Source organism: Vibrio sp. HI00D65 (assembly GCF_001635455.1).
In the GTDB taxonomy this organism is placed as follows: Bacteria; Pseudomonadota; Gammaproteobacteria; order Enterobacterales; family Vibrionaceae; genus Vibrio.
Genome location: NZ_LWEH01000460.1, coordinates 59,656 through 75,470 on the forward strand (window position 1 = coordinate 59,656; position 15,815 = coordinate 75,470).

Below are 15,815 nucleotides of genomic sequence, written 5' to 3' on the forward strand. Positions count from 1 at the left end.
GCCTCGTTAGTAAAGCGTAGAGTTAAACAGTTGAATCTGAACTGTTTCGCCGACTTCTACACGGCCACGTTCACGCTCTAATACAACAAAGCAGTTCGCTAGGCTCATCGAGCGGAAAGCACCTGAACTTTGGTTACCTGTTGTTTCAACCACAAACTGACCGTTTTCAATCGAGTAGATGCCGCGTTGATAATCAGTACGGCCAGGGCCTTTTTTAAATGCCGACTTAGTTGTCGCTGGAATAGATTCTGGTGCTGTCCACGCAGTGTGACCGGCAAGTTTAGCCAGCATAGGTTGAACTAACACGTACATGGTCATCATTGCAGACACCGGGTTACCCGGAAGGCCACAGAACCAAGCGTTGTCTAATTCACCAAACGCGAATGGTTTGCCTGGTTTGATTGCTAGTTTCCAAAAGCCGATTTCGCCAAGCTCTTCGAGAATGTCTTTGGTGTAATCCGCTTCGCCGACACTTACGCCACCAGAAGTGACAACTACGTCTGCCAATTCTTGCGCTTTTACAAAGGTTTCTTTAAGCGTTGCAGGGCAATCAGGGATAATACCTAGGTCAATGGCTTCGCAACCAAACGCTTCAATCAGTGGTTTGATACCATAGCGGTTGCTGTCGTAGATCTGACCATCTTCAAGAGGCTGACCTAGCGGTTTTAGTTCATCGCCAGTAGAGAAGAAAGCGACTTTTGGTTTGTGTGCAACAACCACATGGCTCACACCAAGTGAAGCGATCATTGGAATGTCACGAGGCGTTAAACGTTCACCGCGGCTAAGAACGATGTCACCTTGCTTAATGTCGTCACCCGTAGGGCGAATGTTATTATTCAGTTTGATGTCGTCTTGTTGAATCTCAATGCCCGTATCGGTTTCACGAGTATTTTCTTGCATGATGACTGCATCACAACCTTCTGGGATTTTCGCGCCTGTCATAATGCGAACACAAGTATTACTTGGCCATTCGCCTTCAAATGGCTGACCTGCAAAAGATTTACCCGCTAATGGTAGTACTTTACCGTTCTCTAGGTCTGCTAAACGCAGTGCGTAACCGTCCATTGCTGAGTTATCAAAAGGAGGTACAAAAATAGGGGAGAGCATGTCTTCAGCAAGAACGTAACCTAATGCATCTGCTAATGGCAGAGTTAGAGTCGTTTGAATAGGTTTAATTGGTGACAGCAGCTTATCTAGTGCTTCTTCAATTGGCATTAAGCCCGGAGCGTCGCAACAGCCCATAATTGAAATCCTTTGATCGTTATTGTTTTGATTTTGTGGTTGGCAATGGTGGTTCAATAATGATTAAAACACGCTTTTCGTCAACGAAATTGGAGCCACTTTAGCACAGTTTAGCCCCCGTAAATAATGACCTCCCTTAAAATATGGGTGTATTTATTCAAAATTCCGAGTATCCTTGTTTGCCATCCAGAAGGGGTAACAAAAGAGGAAGTTCAATGTCAGGTCTTAGCGAATCAGCGAAGTTGGTTAAAGATGCGCTAGCAAGCCGCGGTTTAGAGACACCAATGAATCCTAACCAGGTTAGCCGAGAAGAGAAAAAGGAACGAATCGAACACCATATGCGTGAGATTCTGACTCTACTCGAACTTGATCTTACGGATGATAGTCTGGAAGAAACACCACACCGCATTGCCAAAATGTATGTGGATGAGATTTTCTCTGGTTTAGATTACGCAAATTTCCCTAAAATTACCGTAATTGAAAACAAGATGGGCGTTCGAGAGATGGTTCGTGTAAAAGACATTACCGTGACCAGTACTTGTGAGCACCACCTAGTGACGATTGATGGTAAGACTGCGGTCGCTTATATCCCTCGTGGTAAAATCATTGGTCTGTCTAAGATCAACCGTATCGTGCGTTTCTTTGCGCAGCGTCCACAAGTTCAAGAGCGTATGACTCAACAGATCCTTGTCGCTTTGCAAACTTTGCTTGAAACAGAAGATGTTGCAGTAACCATGGATGCGGTTCACTACTGCGTTAAGTCGCGTGGCGTGATGGATGCAACCAGCGAAACCACCACCACAGCACTGGGCGGTATCTTCAAATCAAACCCAGCGACACGTCACGAGTTCTTACACGGTTTGCGGTAATTTCTGATTATGTGATAAGCACGATTTAGCCTCAGTAAATCGGCAACCAAGATTTTAAGCCTCGCACTCGCGGGGCTTTTTTGTGCCTGTAGAAAAGTTAATTGCATAGGCTAGATATGTCGTCATTCCCTACAGCGAAGAACGAGCGTAATAGGGAATCTCATGACCAGAGGTAATGGTGGGAAAGGTGGTTGGAAAGAGATGCGCTCTACAAAGAGCAAAGCGCAAATTTGATTCTAGCTGGTAGAGTGTTTACGACAGGTTAAACAAACGCTTTAAACTATGAATAAAACCGGACGGCTTATTCTCTTTTTGATAGATATTCAAGCCATCATAGAAACTCGCCATGAACTCAACACGGATTTCATCGTCTGTGCTTCTTAATAAGCGAGACAGTAGTAGCTTGGCGGTCGCTGCTGCGTGATCATTAGCGAGGCTGTAATCCATACCTAGTCGGCCTTGAATGAACAACCACAAATGCGTCACCAACTTTAACTGTTGAGAGCTAGAGTTCTGAAACTTGTCACCATGCTCACTGCCTACCGTGTTGTCGAAGACACTTTGCATCGCTTCACTCGCGTCTTTATTACTTTCCAAACGATAGCTGGCATCGATATGCTCTTTGGTCAGTAGGCCAAGCAGTGTCTGACGTGCTGAATTATCAGGCTTATTCTCACAAGCGTGTTTAAACAGAGCGTGGTTTTCGTCGATAAAAGACGAGAGCTCTTTCTCAAAACCTATTGCAATCGCAGTTACTGAATCTAAACCTGACTCTTTCAAACAAACGTGAAGTTTGGTTTTAGCTTGTTGGTTTTCTTCAAGCTTTTGCTGGTTACTGGTTGGAAGCTCAGTCATTACTCTGTAGCTCTTCCCACGTAATTTCTGCTGATTGTGTATCGCTATTAACGAATGCAGAGTTACCTGTTAGCATAACTGAAAGGTCCATGGTGCGCTCTGTCATTGCAGCCAATTGCTCAATACCATCATTATCTAGACGAACAACTTGGGCTTTAAGGTAACCGAATTTACCTTTGTTCTGCTCCCACCAAACGTTTGATTTAGTATTGAAGCTGAACACACGAACAGATTTTGACAGGCGAGTGGCTTTCTTAACACGTTCTGCATCAGGTTCGCCCACATCGATCCACTCAAGGATCTGGTCATCTAAAGACTTCTGCCACAAATCAGGTTCTTCGATAGTCGACAACCCTTTAGTAAATTGAAGCTCCGGTGACGCATTGATACAAAACGCCATGATACGACCCATCATACGCTGTTCTGTTTCAGAAGGATGCTGTGCAATCGTTAAATTAAAAGAGTCGTAATAGTCGCGGTTCATATCAGTTAAAGAGATACGAAACTTGTAGATTGTGGGTTTGAGAGCCATGTAATATAAGGGTTCCAATCGGATGAGGTGTACTATAGGTGTACCAATGAGTTTTTTGAAATAACAGCCTATAGATAAGTTGCGCTTAGTATAAACGAAGTGGGGCAGTTAGCTAGTAAGATGACACTTTTGGTACACCCCAATTATTTTAAGCACTTATGGCGAACTAACAAGAAAGGGATCACATGCTCGATTGGAACTACTTTTCAGCAAAATAAAGTGTTTTGATTGTTGGAGGCGTACCATAGGCGATCTGCGAATTTTCGGTGCATCTTAAAATTGATTAGTACGCCTTGCTTCAGATACATGAAAGCCGCCAGTGTAGGCGGCTTTGTTATTTCTGGTACTCCATAGATACATGTGACTATTCTCGAGCGAGTTCCCTTGAACTACATTAAGTGATTATGTGCAGTGACTAATACTTAATCTTACACAATCGCGGGTTAGCCACGACTAGATCATACAGTCGGCTTGTTGGTGTCAAAACTCACAATTGGACAAAAGCTTGTTAGCGATCTATTTAAATTACAAATTAATTGATAAGTGAGAATATGGAAAATTCGCTTAGCTTTATACCACTACTAACGGTAGTAGAACCGCTCAATAACGCTAGGGAACTGTGACAATCAGTGTAATGATCGGCAACAACGCCACCGATCATTTTTACTTCACTGTTTACGAGTTTGAAAATACATAAGTAGGTAAATATCCTGACTCAACATCAAGGGTCAATCCATACTTTTCTTTGGCGTATTTAGCCGCTGTGAGCAACGGCAGTGACACATACCCCGTTTCCCTTTGGCTAAAATCTTTATCATGCGTCCACCACTCTTGATGCATTTCCAAAGCACGGTGCATAGCATCACGATATGCCTCTTGATTTTGTTGGTGTACCGCTTGCATCACATCATAGAAACCAAGCGTGATGGTAATACTGTGGAAAATCATCCAGCGCTCTCTGCCAGCGCGATCGCCTTCATCAATTAACTGCGTCAGTCGCTCAATGGCAGCAGTAATATCTTGGCTGGGTTGCAAACCCAATAAGTGCAAAATAATTTCGCAATGCAGCGAACCAAAAATTTCCCCACAATTTACTTGCCCACGCCCTAATTGGGCCATTAGGGCATTTAGATCACCATATCGCCCGGTTATGATTGTTATAAATACCCAATCTAGCCAATCAGTAACAGGTACTGACTGGGCTTTACCACGTGTGGGCACAGAAAAGTCGACTCCCTGATAGGTAAACGCCACAATGCCCCCTTCCGGTTCTGAAAGCACGCGCTGCCATTGAATTAGGTACTGCTGCGCCGTTCTCAAATGTTCAGCCACCGCTTGTTCCGAAACCGAGGGCAAATGATGGCCAATAAAGAATAGTTTTTTTAGGTCTTCATATCCCGATTTAAATCCAAACCAATTGTGCCCTTCATCATCCAGAGCATCTTGGTTCATCTCAAGAAAGTTGGATAACGTTACGTCATACAGTCGCTGCTCTCCTTCCAAATTACTCACGTGTGTCTTTACTGCCTTTATCATGGCTACGCCCCCAACTCAAATTTCACGTTATTAGACATTTTAATGGTACCATCTTTATTAAAGATGAGCTCCGCCTAAGGTTGTTGAAAATCTGACAACTGCCTAAGATTTAATTAATATTTATCAATACCTTATACATAGTGGATCATTTCATATACGACATTATGCCGCTATAAAACCTACTTCTATCTCAAAGCACTGCTCACTACGCAAGACGCAAGTTTGAGACAAAAATATGGAGTCAAATAAAGAGTAACTAGTCAGGTCGAAATTCAGCCTGTGAAGGTCTTTGACATACTCAATGCTAACTATTTATGCGATAACACTTGAGTCGTTCGGATACGCCCATAAACCTATTCGATTAAATTTTTCACGATTTTGTTGCGCAAACTCGGAATGGGGCATAACCGATTTAGGGCAACCTCCCTCGGTAATCACAGCGACCTGTCAGAGCTAGTCACATCGAGATAAAGAAACTGACAGGCTGCATTCAGACTAATTCAGATGATGAGTTCTCAAATGCTTGGCAACCTCTGTTCTTGCATTTTGGTATTTCCTAAACTTTCTGACCTGAATTTCAACTTATTGGGTGCGTTAACCAAAGCTCTTTAGAATCCCCACACCATATTCCCAACGTCCATATTGAGATCAGTGCCTTTGTCCGTTTTTGCTTGGTCTACTGACACGGGCTTATCAGATTTAATCGTCAGTGATACTTCAGACTTGCTCTTCATTGTTTGTGGGGCCAGTGGTTGATAAGGTCGGTATTGATTTTGGGCGGTAAGTCCTCCGGCTTGATATCCCGTGTAACCTTGTTGTTCCGTTCGGTTATAGGTCTCATTAGTCGTGATACCTAACTTGATGTTCTTGTCCTTGATCTTGTTAAGTTTTCCTGCCAATTTATCTACTTGTTCGCCAGCTTCTTCGGTTTGCAACTTCCAACCTTCAGGTATTAAAGCATCTGGCAGCTTGTTAATGAGCTTTTTAAACTCATCCCATAGCCAGCGAATTTTCTCGTCTACCCAAGCTATCACTTTGTCTAACCCAATGAACTTATCAACTAGATAGGTAATGGCAACAACCGCCGCCATAACTGCTGCGACAATTAATCCAATTGGGTTACCCAAGATCACCGCGTTTAACGCAATCAATGCAGCTTTAAATAAAGCCACTGCTGCAACAATTTCGCGGAAGTATTGAGAAACGAAAATCACGCCTTTACCCAGAAAGACAAGCCCATTGTAGAGGCCTTTAACCGCTTGAGTGACTTTGGTGATGGTTCCATCTCGCCATTTTGCATTCTTGAATTTAGTTGTGAATTCACCGAAGGCTTGAGTCGCTTTCTCCATGATAGGAGCAAGAGCTGCATACTTAATTGATTTAATACTTTCTTGAATACGTTGCAAAGCATCGTTGTAGGCTTCTGCTTTTGCTGCATCTTCCGCTTTTGCACCGCCTCCCAAATCTGCCAACTCTTTTCGTGATCTCGCTAAGCCGTCTGTACCTTCTCGAAGAAGCAAGAGCATTTGGCGACCGTCCTGACCAAAGGCAGCGTCAGCGAATGCCATTTGTTCTTGAGCGGTTTTAAGTTTCGAAAATGATGTTAAGAGTGCTTCATAAGCCTCTTGGGTATTTTCTGCTCCGTCTAAGTTCTTGAATGCAGAATTACCACTCTTTTTGAGGTAAGAGCCCAGAGCGCCACTTCCCGTTTGTTGTAGGACGCCTAGACGTTTAGTAAAGCGTGTTAAGGCCGATGACATTGTATCTTCGTCAACACCTGCATGCGAAGCTTGTTTGCGCATGGCTTGCAGCTCACTAATGGATATTTTCAGAGTGGCAGATTTTTTCGCAAGAGCGTCCATTTCTGCTGCTGTACTGTTCACCTCAGTTACTAGGCCAGCAATACTCAAACCACCTAGCAAAGCGGCTCCTTTACCTGCTACAGCTCCACCGACTTTAGGTAGCTTTATTTTTCCATTGAGTTTTTGCATCGGTTTCATGATGCCTTGTAGCTTCGAGTACTTCTTTTGTAGTGAGGTAATCTCTTTGCCATGTTCCTTGTAACTCTTATTCAAGCGTTCATATTCGCTATCGAGCTTGTACACGGAAACACCGGATTTTTTGAGGCTTTTACGTAAGCTCATTAATCCTGTTTGATATTGCTTTTGTTCAGTATTGAGTTTGTTCAACTTTTCTTGCTGCTTGGCGATTTTCGCAGTAAGGGCGGCACTCGGGGCCTGAAGCTGTTTCGCTTTCTTTTGCAGTTTATCTAACTGCTCTTGTTCTGCTTTCAGAGCGAGTATATTTTTCTGCTTGGCCTTCTTAATGTCGTTAAAGCGATCAATCATAGCCATAGCGCTAGAGTCGTCTGCCTGAGCTTTTTGTACCTTCCTGATTTGCTTTGCATAGCGATCAGATTCGCTGCTCATACCTTTTAGGATAGGCTTGGTCTTATCTTTCATGCCCATCACGATAGAGAGATTCATCTTCATAGATATCTTTCCTAAAATAAAAAAAGAGAGCTTATTCGCTCTCTTCTTCAGTTCTTTGTCGTGCTTTCTCGCGGAACAACAATAGGTCTGCGTAGCTGAGTCTATCTATTTCGCTTGGTTGCCAGTGAAACACTGCTGCAATGTCAGCGTAATAGTCTTCTACGTGCTCTATTACAGTTCCGTATTGACGAAAAAAGAGGCGATAGTCGTCAAAATTGGCGCCCAGTTCTCAACAGGCATATTCATAGCATCGCGCTCATTGAGATTAGAAATTCTAGGTAACAGTACTTCACCTGCTTCAAATCTCATCTCACATACGTCAACGAGACTGAGTCCGCGAAGGTTGCCTGAGTCCGGTTTACGCAGATCTAGCTTTTTAATCTCTACACCATCTTTTTCAATTGGAGTAGGGAGGTCAACGGGCTTCACTGTAGCTTTGTTCTTAGTTGGGACTGTCATAGCCTAGCTCCTCTTTTAATTCGTTTAGCTTGGTCTTGCGACCACCCTTGCGTGGGTCAAGCTTCATTACCTGCTCAAATAGGTCATGAGCTTCTTTTTTCTCGCCAGCGTCAAAATGCCAATCACCGGCCAGACGGAACATTTTCACTTTTAGTGGCGCATTGGTTGCCAGTTGTCCAGAGCGAAGGTCTTTAACAGCATTGATTAAGTACTCTCGCTTAAACTCTTCTTTCTTCTGAACAGCTTTGTGTGAGTATGTGAAAACAAGATCACAAAATGCTGTATGTCCATTAGTTCGCCATGTCATAGGAGGCTCTAAACCACCTTCGATAGCCAAGCGGAAATCATCATAGACTTCTTCAAATCGACTTAAATCAACTTGCCACAAGTAGAACCACCACATTACTTCAAGGTTGGCATAGTTGCCTTCGTGGGTTTCAAGCAGCTTTTCTACCAATGGGCGATATTTCTTTACCAGCTCTTCTTTGTAAGGGTCTTTCTCCTTGGAGCCTGACAAGCTTTTTAAGAAGCCTAAGTCGTTCTTCAAGGCCGTTTGAGTTTCTTCCCAAGGCTTATCAACAAAAGCAGGGCGAGTAGAAGTGCTCGCCTCTGGTTGCTGAGTTTGCTTTGGTTGTTGCTGTGTTACTGGTAACTGGTGCTTTCTCTTCATGAGGATAGATAGCATGGGGTTACTCCTTACTGTGGTATCAGCTCAGTGCCGTTAAGTAAGATTTCAAGCTGACCGTCTTTCACATTTAGAGTTAGAGGATCAACCGTCCATGCATCTTTCAAGGTGTAGGTCTTGCCACTGTTGGTTTCCAAGGTGACATTCTCACCTACGAAGTTTGCGATCGCTTCCTCATCTGTAGTTTTAGCGTGAACGATGGTTGCCTTGATAAATGGCGCATCAGAGTACACTTCGGTAAAACCTAATGGACCATCATCACCCATGACCGTTTCACGCTTTAGGTTACCAAAGCCAATTTCAGCACCTTCCTTTAGTGGTAGGCGACCTAACGAACCAGCGTTAAGGACCGCACGGCTAGTAATTTTCGTTGACATGAGTTACTTCCTAAATTGAACCTTACCTGAGGTAATGATTAAACCATTCACGAACTGTGGAGAATCTTGGTAGTTCGCACGTTGTTTGTTGGTATCGTCTAGTTCAACGATGAGCGACTTTTTGTAGCCGTCAAAGTCCTGAACAATACCGTTGTATTCCAACTCTCGATACAAGGCGAGCAGCTCTGTTTTGAGCATACTTGGTGTCACGATGGCCTGACCGCGAGCAAACTTAGTTCCATTTTTCGCCAGTTTGTGTCGAGCGTATTTGCTGAGAATGCGCGAGCGTTGCTTCTGACGGAAATACATCGCCGTGGCAGGCGTCATCACATCGAGATAGCTGTTATCTGCAATACCAGCGGCGTTTTCTGTGTAAGCAGTAATAGGGCGCTCAACCATCACTTCTTTTGCTGAGCTGACGGTGAAGGTACTAATACCCTCGAATAGCAACATATTGCGCTCTGCAAACGTCCATTCACTTGCAGCCTTTGAGTAAACGCCACTAAGCTTCAAAGTTTGTAAAGGTCGGCAAGGGTCAGTAGCAAGCGAAGGCGCAATTTGACCAACCCAAGCACCAATTGCAGCTGCATCACTGAGATCATTGGTTGCTGAATCACAAAATTGATTGATAGGCATGAAGCTAATCAACGGGCAATTACTCACAGGGGCAAAGGTGACTAGTTCTGCGTGTGTGCCTTTTTTCGGAATGTAAGCTAAACCGGGGATCTGGTTCATTGCGTCATAACGTTCTTCAAGCAACTCACCCAACTCTCGAATGGTTGTTTCATCATTGAGTGAGCACATGATGTGGTTATATTGAACATCCCCCAAAGCGGCTAGAGCACTGGTGATATCACCAGCGTCAACACTGACTGCGAAGATAGGCATAACTTCATCTTGTTTGCGGAAGTGCTCCACCATTTCCACAATTTCAGAGGTTGCACCATCTTTCCCGAAGTTCTCTGCTGCAATGGTTTCGTCCATACACAAAGTCACGGTATTTGGCCCAATTTTGGCACCTGCAATCGCATTACCAATGGCTAAGATGATTTGTTGTTCTTCTGCACTGTTCGCTAGGCTATTATCTATCTCGATAAAACAACCTGGTACGCGAATATTGCTAGGAACTTCGTTGAAGCTAATACTCATTATTTAGCATCCTTCTTGGTGGTCGTTTGTTTTGTCGAAGTGTCAACAACCGTGCAGTCACCATCGTTGACACGACGTAGCCAATAGGTGTTACGAGGTTTGCTTTCACCTGTAGCTTTTAGGGGTTCAAGCGTTTTAGGGTCTTTTACAGTGACGCCTTTTTTGGGCTTGATTGTGAATGTTGGTACTTTGTTTTTTTCCATTACGCTGCATCCTCTAGTGCAAAGTATTCCGCTGCCATTGCTAGTAGCTCTCGCTCTAGAGTTGGCGTCCAACCAATGAAGGTACGCTTTGGCATTGTGTAATTTCGTTTAGTCAGTGTGCCGCCTTTCCATCGACCAACCTTGCTATCAAAAAAGCCGTTTACTCTAGTAGTAAATGACACCTGTGAACCTTCGTTGTGCTCGCGTCCGATATCGCCAGCCACACCTTTAATCCCGACTTCAAAATTGTCTTCAGTCACAATGGTTCGCATTGAGCGACCAAACCCTAACAACATGTTTTTGTTGTTGGCGGTATGTGCGCCTTCTAGACCTTCCCGAATTTTGACTTTCTTCCTTCGCGTTCGGCTTTGGTATGGGTTGTTATCAATATCTCGCTGAGTTCTTATTTGGGCTCGAAAGAATTGCCGTGCACGATTCGCCATTCTTCTATTCAGGTCGAATTTTTCAGACGCAGTAAGCACTAAGCTCTCGACAACTTGAGTTAATTGTTCGGGCGTTTTTAGTGTGAGTTCTGACATGGCAAGTCATTCTCGTGACCAACAAAGTGAACCAGTTCACCTAACTCATCTTCATCAACTGCGGCTTCAAACTGGTTGTCACATCGGTATAGTTCACCGGCTTGTTTCCAATCGCCTTGTTCATCTTCGATCAGGTTGTATTCTTCTCGAATATCGAGCTTTAGTTTTATGTCGTAACGTCCTTTGTCTAGACGCTCGACAGCAAATGTCGGCATGGCTAAACCTTTCTCGCTTCGGTGTTGGTCATACTTGTTTAACCAACTGACAATATGCATAAACAGATTGTCCGGATTGAGCTTGGCATTTTGCACAAAGACAATGGCGGTATACTCGACTTCAAAACCGTCAATTTCATCGCCTTGAGTGCAAAAAATAGCGCCGTCTTCAGCCCATGAATCAAAGCCTTTGGCATCAACAATATGCGTCTTGAAAAGGTCTGTTAGGTTTTGTAAAGCTTTCATCACACCCTCTCAAAGCGGTAGGTTTCTTCACCATGAATGAGCATGTCTACCGCTTGGCGGTACTGGACTTCACATTCTTCTTTCTTGTCTGTTAGGGCCTCTTGCCTTTCTGCCGCGTCTTTGGTGGCATCACCGCTCATTTGGGTGCTGATTAGCTGTGCGGCGGTAAGCGCAAACACGGCTTGTTTGTAGAGCGTCTCGCCTGACTCTTCATCGTCAAACCGTGCTTGCGACAACTCGGCTAAGTTAGCAAAAGGTTCTAAGGTGTCTTTTAGCTCTGAATGAACTTTCACACGCGATACTTTTGCGTGGTGCAGAATGCCTGCCTCTGTCTCATTACTTTGGAAATGGAACAGAGACTGAAACTCTGAAATTCTTAGCGCTGGATACTTGCCAGAAGCAGGTAGCTCAGAGTCGTATATCTCGTTTTTGTTTCCGACATACTCAGCCATGAAACAACCTTATTCAGTGGGTTAGGGGATGCAGGCAACACTCGCGATTATCATTAAGTACATAAGCACACATGAAGCAGCGAGAGAGCCTGCATTTGTGGGGTGTTAATTAATTAGTGCCAAGCGCCTTTGATCCAGAGTTTCACATTCTTGAATTCCATTGCAGCGGCCTTGCCTTTTTCTTCAAGAACGTAAGCCATGTTCATTGACTCAAAGTTCTCGATCTGGTCTTTCTCATCGTTCTTTTTGCCTGTAGAACGGCGTACAGAACCTTCTTGAATGTAGATAGACAAGTTGTCGTAGCTAGTGACCATGATGCCTGTCGAAGGGAAGCCCGGTACTTTTACCGCAGGTAGGCCACCATAAGTGCCGATAACCTGCATCTCTTGAATTTTGCCTTTCTCACTAGGCGTGTTGCCGTGTGCTTCGTAGAATTTGGCCTTATCGTAAGCAAGCAAATCAGAGCCGATAATTGCGACTAGGTTTTCATCGTTCTCACACGCATCGTGTAGAAGGTTCTTGGTTTCAAGTACGGCTAGATCTAAGTTGATAAAATCGCCTTTCTCTTTACCAGCAGAACCATCACCACCTTCACCGATACGAATCTCATTTGAACCATCAACAACTTCAGAAATCAGACGCTCTGAATTGTGGTCGCGCATTGCTTGATACCAGCCTTTGTTTACATCTTCACCATTAGGGTTGGCGTTTGCATCGGTATTGGCGGCTACTGTTTCGCCATACCAACCGATAGTAATTTTGTTGGCATCAATCTGCTCTCGGGTTGCTTTACTTAGCAGTGTGTTGAAGTTTTTATGATGCGCCCATGCGTCAAGCTTTGCGTAGCGAACCGCAGTGTCGAAGTTGGTTTGTTCACACATGTAAGGCATTGCCCCCATGTTTGAGTGATCTTTAGGTGTACGCTTACCTTCGCCAGAAGTATCGGTGCGGCTGGCGATCATGCCTGTAACACCAAGGCCAATTGACTCACCTTTCTGATTTTTCACTGAGATGACGTTAATTTTCTTCAAGAACCAGTTACTTTCTCGAATGGCTGCGATTATTTTTTGTGTACCACTTGGGCTCACATTAAATTTCTCTGTTGCGTCATCAGTGTCGTTTTGTGCTGCTACCGCTTTAACGTAAGCGCTAAGCTTTTCTTTGGTATGTTTTTGCATGGTGTTACCTAAATCAATTTGTTGTTGGTTTGGATAGAATCAGTGCTTACAAGTACACGTCTTCTTCGCCGCCTGAACCTGCTGGGTTGCGTTCATCTTCATCAGTCAGTTTGCTTAACTTCTCAAGTTGACCGGATAGCTTTTCTACTTGACCAGAAAGCTCGGTTACTTGACCTTTAAGTTCGGTGACTTCGCCGCCTTCTTCTGGCGGTGTTTCTTCTTCACCATCTTGTTTGCTTTGAGCTGATAGGCAGGTAATCAGCTGACCAATTTGTCCGCTAAGTTGTTGGTTCTGCTCAATGCTTTTCTCAAGTAGCTCTTCGGTTTTTTTAGACATTTCTTCCGGTTCCTCTAGGTTAGAAAGCTGCTCTTCGTGTCCATCAGGTGTGCTTTTGAGCAGGTTTAAAAATTTCGTTAATAGAGAGCGCTCTGATTGTGTCTCGCTATCTTGAGACAGTTTTTCGATATGGTTGAGTACTTGGCCTGTTGATACCTGTACGGCATCTTTTTCACTTGGTTGAGCGGAAAGGTGTACTTGCGTTGTCCCTAGTGATGCAGGTTTATCAGTGAAGGCGAGGCCTGTTAGATATGCTTTACCAGTGTTCGCAAAGTCTTCTAGGTACTCACATGACGTATGCAGTAGCTGACCGTTTTCGATGTTTCTTAGTAAGAAAGAATTAGGCTTAATTTCTGCCCAAAGCTCATCATCGCGTTTTTCGACAGACAAAACAGAACCGCCTTTCCAGCTCCATTCAGAGTGGTCTTCATTGATTCGAGCTGTGTACTTTTTCGGGTCGTACGTTTCCGCAATGTCATCAATGACCTTTTGTGGAATGTCTCGCCCGTCAATAGTGGGGCCAGCTTTCAAAATGCAAATTGGCTCTGACTTGAACATCATTTCTCTCCTAAATTCGATGATTCCAATCTAACCAATGCCTTTGTCTTTTTGTATTTGTGCTGTTTCTAAATGGTGAATATAGAAAGCGCACAAGCTGAGTAATTCAGGGGGCTATAGCACTATGCAAGCATGGATACGAATGTTATTAGCGAAGCGCTATACACCACAGACCAAACGAAAGCTTTGGAATTGTTTTTGCGCCAACGAAAGCCGCCTGAAATTGCGGATCAAGTTGGTGTGGCTACTCGCACCGTTCAGAAATGGATAACTCAGTTTGATTGGAAAAAGCTGAGGGATGATGCACCCGTTGAATTAATGCTAAGGCAGCGTATTGCCTACTTGATGTGGGTTGACCATAAACTCGAATGCCAAGAACGCGAGCTGAAGATGCTGCTAGAGCAGCACTATAAAAACCAGAAGTCAGAAGAACGCTCTCGACCAGCGAGTTCTAGCGGTGGTGAGAATAAGCGAGGACGTAAATCAAATAAGGTTAAAAATGATATTTCCGGTATCACGAAAGAGATGCTGGATGAATACCGTGAAAAAACCTTCTTTGGTTACCAGAAAGAGATTCATGAGCACAAGCAAAACGATGAGATCAACGAGATTCGCTTTTATCTTAAATCTCGCCAGATTGGTTTGTCGTTCTATTTTGCATGGGAAGCCTTTGAAGATGCAGTGCTTAGCGGAGATAACCAGGTGTTTATTTCTGCGTCCAAGAAACAGGCATACATCTTTAAAAATTACATTCGCAAGTTTGCCCTAGAGCTTGCTGGCATTGATTTAAAAGGTAAAGACGACATTGAATTAAGCAATGGCGCCAACCTTATTTTCTGTTCAACCAATGTTTCATCTTCTCAGGGCTTTAACGGTCACATGTATTGGGATGAGGTTTTCTGGATTCCTCGCTTTGGAGCACTTGATGACTATGCAGGTGGTATGTCGATTCAGGCTCAGTACCGTACAACCTACATATCAACCCCTTCTACTATGGCGCATGAGGCTTACCCGAAATGGTCTGGTAAGAAAGAAGACAATATTGACCTAAGCCATAAAGCACTGAAAGACGGTGCGCTTGGCCCCGACTACATCTTCCGTCAAATGATCACGGTTGATGATGCCATTGCCAAAGGCGGTGACAAGCTCTTCAACATGGAGAAGCTTAAGCGTAAGTATCCGGTTAAAGAGGTGTTCGACAACCTGCTTCGCTGTAAATTCTTGGATGATAGCGCCTCGTTCTTTGCGCTCAAGGCGTTGTTGGCTTGCAAGACGGATACTGACCTTTGGCAGGACGTAGACCACGATAAAGCGAGACCAGTTGGTAATGAAGAGGTTTTGGTTGGTTATGATCCAAGAGGTGGCGGTACTGGTGAAGGTTCGGACGATGCAGGCTTAGTGGTTGCGCTAAAACCCAAAACTAAGGGCGGCGTATTTAGGGTTATTGAGAAACTTCGCTTGAAAGGTTCGAGTTATGAACAACAAGCTGAAACCATTCGAAGCATTACCGAAAAGTACAATGTGGTTTATTTAGCGATGGACACAGGCGGTGTGGGCTCGGCGGTAGCGGAGTTGGTACGTAAGTTTTACCCTGCTCTGGTTGAGTTGAACTATTCACCAGAGATGAAGCGCATGATGGCATATAAAGCGCGAGAGATTATCAATAATGGACGCTTCTTGTTTGATGATGATTGGGATGACCTAGTGCATTCCTTCTTGATGATTCGTCAGCAAACCACCGATAAAAGCGGACAAGTCACCTTTGTTTCCAATCGTAGCAAGATAGGTTCGCATGCTGATTTAGCATGGGCCTCAATGCACGTTCTAGCGTGGGAACCAATAGATGTTAATGCAGATAACGATACAAGCGTAACGTTCTTCTAAGAACTGG

At 44.2% G+C, this 15,815-nt stretch carries 18 protein-coding genes; 2 read left to right on the forward strand and 16 right to left on the reverse strand.

Translation table 11 applies throughout. The features are described 5' to 3' along the window. Nucleotides 1-6: 6 nt before the first annotated feature. Nucleotides 7-1,242 carry a molybdopterin molybdotransferase MoeA gene (gene moeA, locus A3712_RS22145; RefSeq protein ID WP_063525059.1) on the reverse strand — a complete coding sequence of 412 codons (1,236 nt, stop codon included), beginning with the start codon at nt 1,240-1,242 and terminating at the stop codon, nt 7-9. Between the two features lie 215 nt (nt 1,243-1,457). Here moeA and folE point away from each other — a divergent pair, with 215 nt between their 5' ends. Then, entirely contained in the window at nt 1,458-2,111 is a 654-nt protein-coding gene (gene folE / locus A3712_RS22150; RefSeq protein ID WP_063525060.1) for a GTP cyclohydrolase I FolE, read from the forward strand. A 252-nt stretch (nt 2,112-2,363) separates the two neighbouring features. Here the strand turns inward: folE and A3712_RS22155 are convergent, their stop codons facing one another. The 15 genes from A3712_RS22155 to A3712_RS22220 form a co-directional block, all read right to left on the reverse strand. Continuing rightward, entirely contained in the window at nt 2,364-2,966 is a 603-nt protein-coding gene (locus A3712_RS22155) for a hypothetical protein (protein WP_063525061.1), read from the reverse strand. Then, complete coding sequence (locus tag A3712_RS22160) at nt 2,959-3,498, reverse strand: YaeQ family protein (protein WP_063525062.1); 540 nt, start codon at nt 3,496-3,498, stop codon at nt 2,959-2,961. The genes A3712_RS22155 and A3712_RS22160 overlap by 8 nt, the downstream gene beginning before the upstream one ends. A 675-nt stretch (nt 3,499-4,173) precedes the next feature. Then, complete coding sequence (locus A3712_RS22165; protein WP_197465891.1) at nt 4,174-5,034, reverse strand: Imm49 family immunity protein; 861 nt, start codon at nt 5,032-5,034, stop codon at nt 4,174-4,176. Nucleotides 5,035-5,642: 608 nt separating this feature from the next. Then, nucleotides 5,643-7,526: a hypothetical protein gene (locus A3712_RS22170; protein WP_063525063.1), complete on the reverse strand. Its 1,884-nt coding sequence runs from the start codon at nt 7,524-7,526 to the stop codon at nt 5,643-5,645. A 31-nt stretch (nt 7,527-7,557) separates the two neighbouring features. Further along, a complete protein-coding gene (locus tag A3712_RS28750; RefSeq protein ID WP_331710940.1) occupies nt 7,558-7,752 on the reverse strand; it encodes a GpE family phage tail protein in 195 nt (64 codons plus the stop codon). Further along, the gene (locus A3712_RS22175; RefSeq protein ID WP_063525064.1) at nt 7,698-7,985 is read right to left on the reverse strand and encodes a phage tail assembly protein; all 288 of its coding nucleotides are present in this window, start codon (nt 7,983-7,985) and stop codon (nt 7,698-7,700) included. The genes A3712_RS28750 and A3712_RS22175 overlap by 55 nt, the downstream gene beginning before the upstream one ends. Continuing rightward, a complete protein-coding gene (gene gpM / locus A3712_RS22180; protein WP_063525065.1) occupies nt 7,969-8,670 on the reverse strand; it encodes a phage terminase small subunit in 702 nt (233 codons plus the stop codon). Before gpM ends, A3712_RS22175 begins: the two co-directional genes overlap by 17 nt. A gap of 11 nt (nt 8,671-8,681) precedes the next feature. Then, on the reverse strand, nt 8,682-9,047 hold the full coding sequence (locus tag A3712_RS22185; protein WP_063525066.1) for a phage tail tube protein: 366 nt from the start codon (nt 9,045-9,047) through the stop codon (nt 8,682-8,684). A gap of 3 nt (nt 9,048-9,050) precedes the next feature. Continuing rightward, on the reverse strand, nt 9,051-10,196 hold the full coding sequence (locus A3712_RS22190) for a phage tail sheath subtilisin-like domain-containing protein (RefSeq protein ID WP_063525067.1): 1,146 nt from the start codon (nt 10,194-10,196) through the stop codon (nt 9,051-9,053). Next, a complete protein-coding gene (locus A3712_RS22195; protein WP_063525068.1) occupies nt 10,196-10,399 on the reverse strand; it encodes a DUF2635 domain-containing protein in 204 nt (67 codons plus the stop codon). Before A3712_RS22195 ends, A3712_RS22190 begins: the two co-directional genes overlap by 1 nt. Beyond that, on the reverse strand, nt 10,399-10,938 hold the full coding sequence (locus A3712_RS22200; RefSeq protein ID WP_063525069.1) for a phage virion morphogenesis protein: 540 nt from the start codon (nt 10,936-10,938) through the stop codon (nt 10,399-10,401). Before A3712_RS22200 ends, A3712_RS22195 begins: the two co-directional genes overlap by 1 nt. After that, nucleotides 10,920-11,399 (reverse strand): phage tail protein, encoded by a 480-nt coding sequence (locus tag A3712_RS22205; RefSeq protein WP_063525070.1) that lies wholly within the window; start codon nt 11,397-11,399, stop codon nt 10,920-10,922. Before A3712_RS22205 ends, A3712_RS22200 begins: the two co-directional genes overlap by 19 nt. Next, nucleotides 11,399-11,851 (reverse strand): head completion/stabilization protein, encoded by a 453-nt coding sequence (locus tag A3712_RS22210; protein ID WP_063525071.1) that lies wholly within the window; start codon nt 11,849-11,851, stop codon nt 11,399-11,401. The genes A3712_RS22205 and A3712_RS22210 overlap by 1 nt, the downstream gene beginning before the upstream one ends. Before the next feature lie 113 nt (nt 11,852-11,964). Then, complete coding sequence (locus A3712_RS22215) at nt 11,965-13,029, reverse strand: phage major capsid protein, P2 family (RefSeq protein WP_063525072.1); 1,065 nt, start codon at nt 13,027-13,029, stop codon at nt 11,965-11,967. A 46-nt stretch (nt 13,030-13,075) separates the two neighbouring features. Continuing rightward, complete coding sequence (locus tag A3712_RS22220) at nt 13,076-13,924, reverse strand: GPO family capsid scaffolding protein (protein ID WP_063525073.1); 849 nt, start codon at nt 13,922-13,924, stop codon at nt 13,076-13,078. A gap of 132 nt (nt 13,925-14,056) precedes the next feature. Here A3712_RS22220 and A3712_RS22225 point away from each other — a divergent pair, with 132 nt between their 5' ends. After that, entirely contained in the window at nt 14,057-15,808 is a 1,752-nt protein-coding gene (locus A3712_RS22225) for a terminase large subunit domain-containing protein (protein WP_063525074.1), read from the forward strand. The last annotated feature ends 7 nt before the right edge of the window (nt 15,809-15,815 follow it).

Excerpts from the sequence above, each read along its gene's own strand:
- moeA (WP_063525059.1), bottom strand. The coding sequence starts at position 1,242 with ATGGGCTGTTGCGACGCTCCGGGCTTAATGCCAATTGAAGAAGCACTA.
- A3712_RS22210 (WP_063525071.1), bottom strand. The coding sequence starts at position 11,851 with ATGGCTGAGTATGTCGGAAACAAAAACGAGATATACGACTCTGAGCTA.
- A3712_RS22185 (WP_063525066.1), bottom strand. The coding sequence starts at position 9,047 with ATGTCAACGAAAATTACTAGCCGTGCGGTCCTTAACGCTGGTTCGTTA.
- A3712_RS22200 (WP_063525069.1), bottom strand. The coding sequence starts at position 10,938 with ATGTCAGAACTCACACTAAAAACGCCCGAACAATTAACTCAAGTTGTC.
- A3712_RS22175 (WP_063525064.1), bottom strand. The coding sequence starts at position 7,985 with ATGACAGTCCCAACTAAGAACAAAGCTACAGTGAAGCCCGTTGACCTC.
- A3712_RS22170 (WP_063525063.1), bottom strand. The coding sequence starts at position 7,526 with ATGAAGATGAATCTCTCTATCGTGATGGGCATGAAAGATAAGACCAAG.
- A3712_RS22225 (WP_063525074.1), top strand. The coding sequence starts at position 14,057 with ATGGATACGAATGTTATTAGCGAAGCGCTATACACCACAGACCAAACG.
- A3712_RS22220 (WP_063525073.1), bottom strand. The coding sequence starts at position 13,924 with ATGTTCAAGTCAGAGCCAATTTGCATTTTGAAAGCTGGCCCCACTATT.
- A3712_RS22155 (WP_063525061.1), bottom strand. The coding sequence starts at position 2,966 with ATGACTGAGCTTCCAACCAGTAACCAGCAAAAGCTTGAAGAAAACCAA.
- A3712_RS22205 (WP_063525070.1), bottom strand. The coding sequence starts at position 11,399 with ATGAAAGCTTTACAAAACCTAACAGACCTTTTCAAGACGCATATTGTT.
- A3712_RS22165 (WP_197465891.1), bottom strand. The coding sequence starts at position 5,034 with ATGATAAAGGCAGTAAAGACACACGTGAGTAATTTGGAAGGAGAGCAG.
- A3712_RS22215 (WP_063525072.1), bottom strand. The coding sequence starts at position 13,029 with ATGCAAAAACATACCAAAGAAAAGCTTAGCGCTTACGTTAAAGCGGTA.
- A3712_RS22160 (WP_063525062.1), bottom strand. The coding sequence starts at position 3,498 with ATGGCTCTCAAACCCACAATCTACAAGTTTCGTATCTCTTTAACTGAT.
- A3712_RS22195 (WP_063525068.1), bottom strand. The coding sequence starts at position 10,399 with ATGGAAAAAAACAAAGTACCAACATTCACAATCAAGCCCAAAAAAGGC.
- gpM (WP_063525065.1), bottom strand. The coding sequence starts at position 8,670 with ATGCTATCTATCCTCATGAAGAGAAAGCACCAGTTACCAGTAACACAG.
- folE (WP_063525060.1), top strand. The coding sequence starts at position 1,458 with ATGTCAGGTCTTAGCGAATCAGCGAAGTTGGTTAAAGATGCGCTAGCA.
- A3712_RS22190 (WP_063525067.1), bottom strand. The coding sequence starts at position 10,196 with ATGAGTATTAGCTTCAACGAAGTTCCTAGCAATATTCGCGTACCAGGT.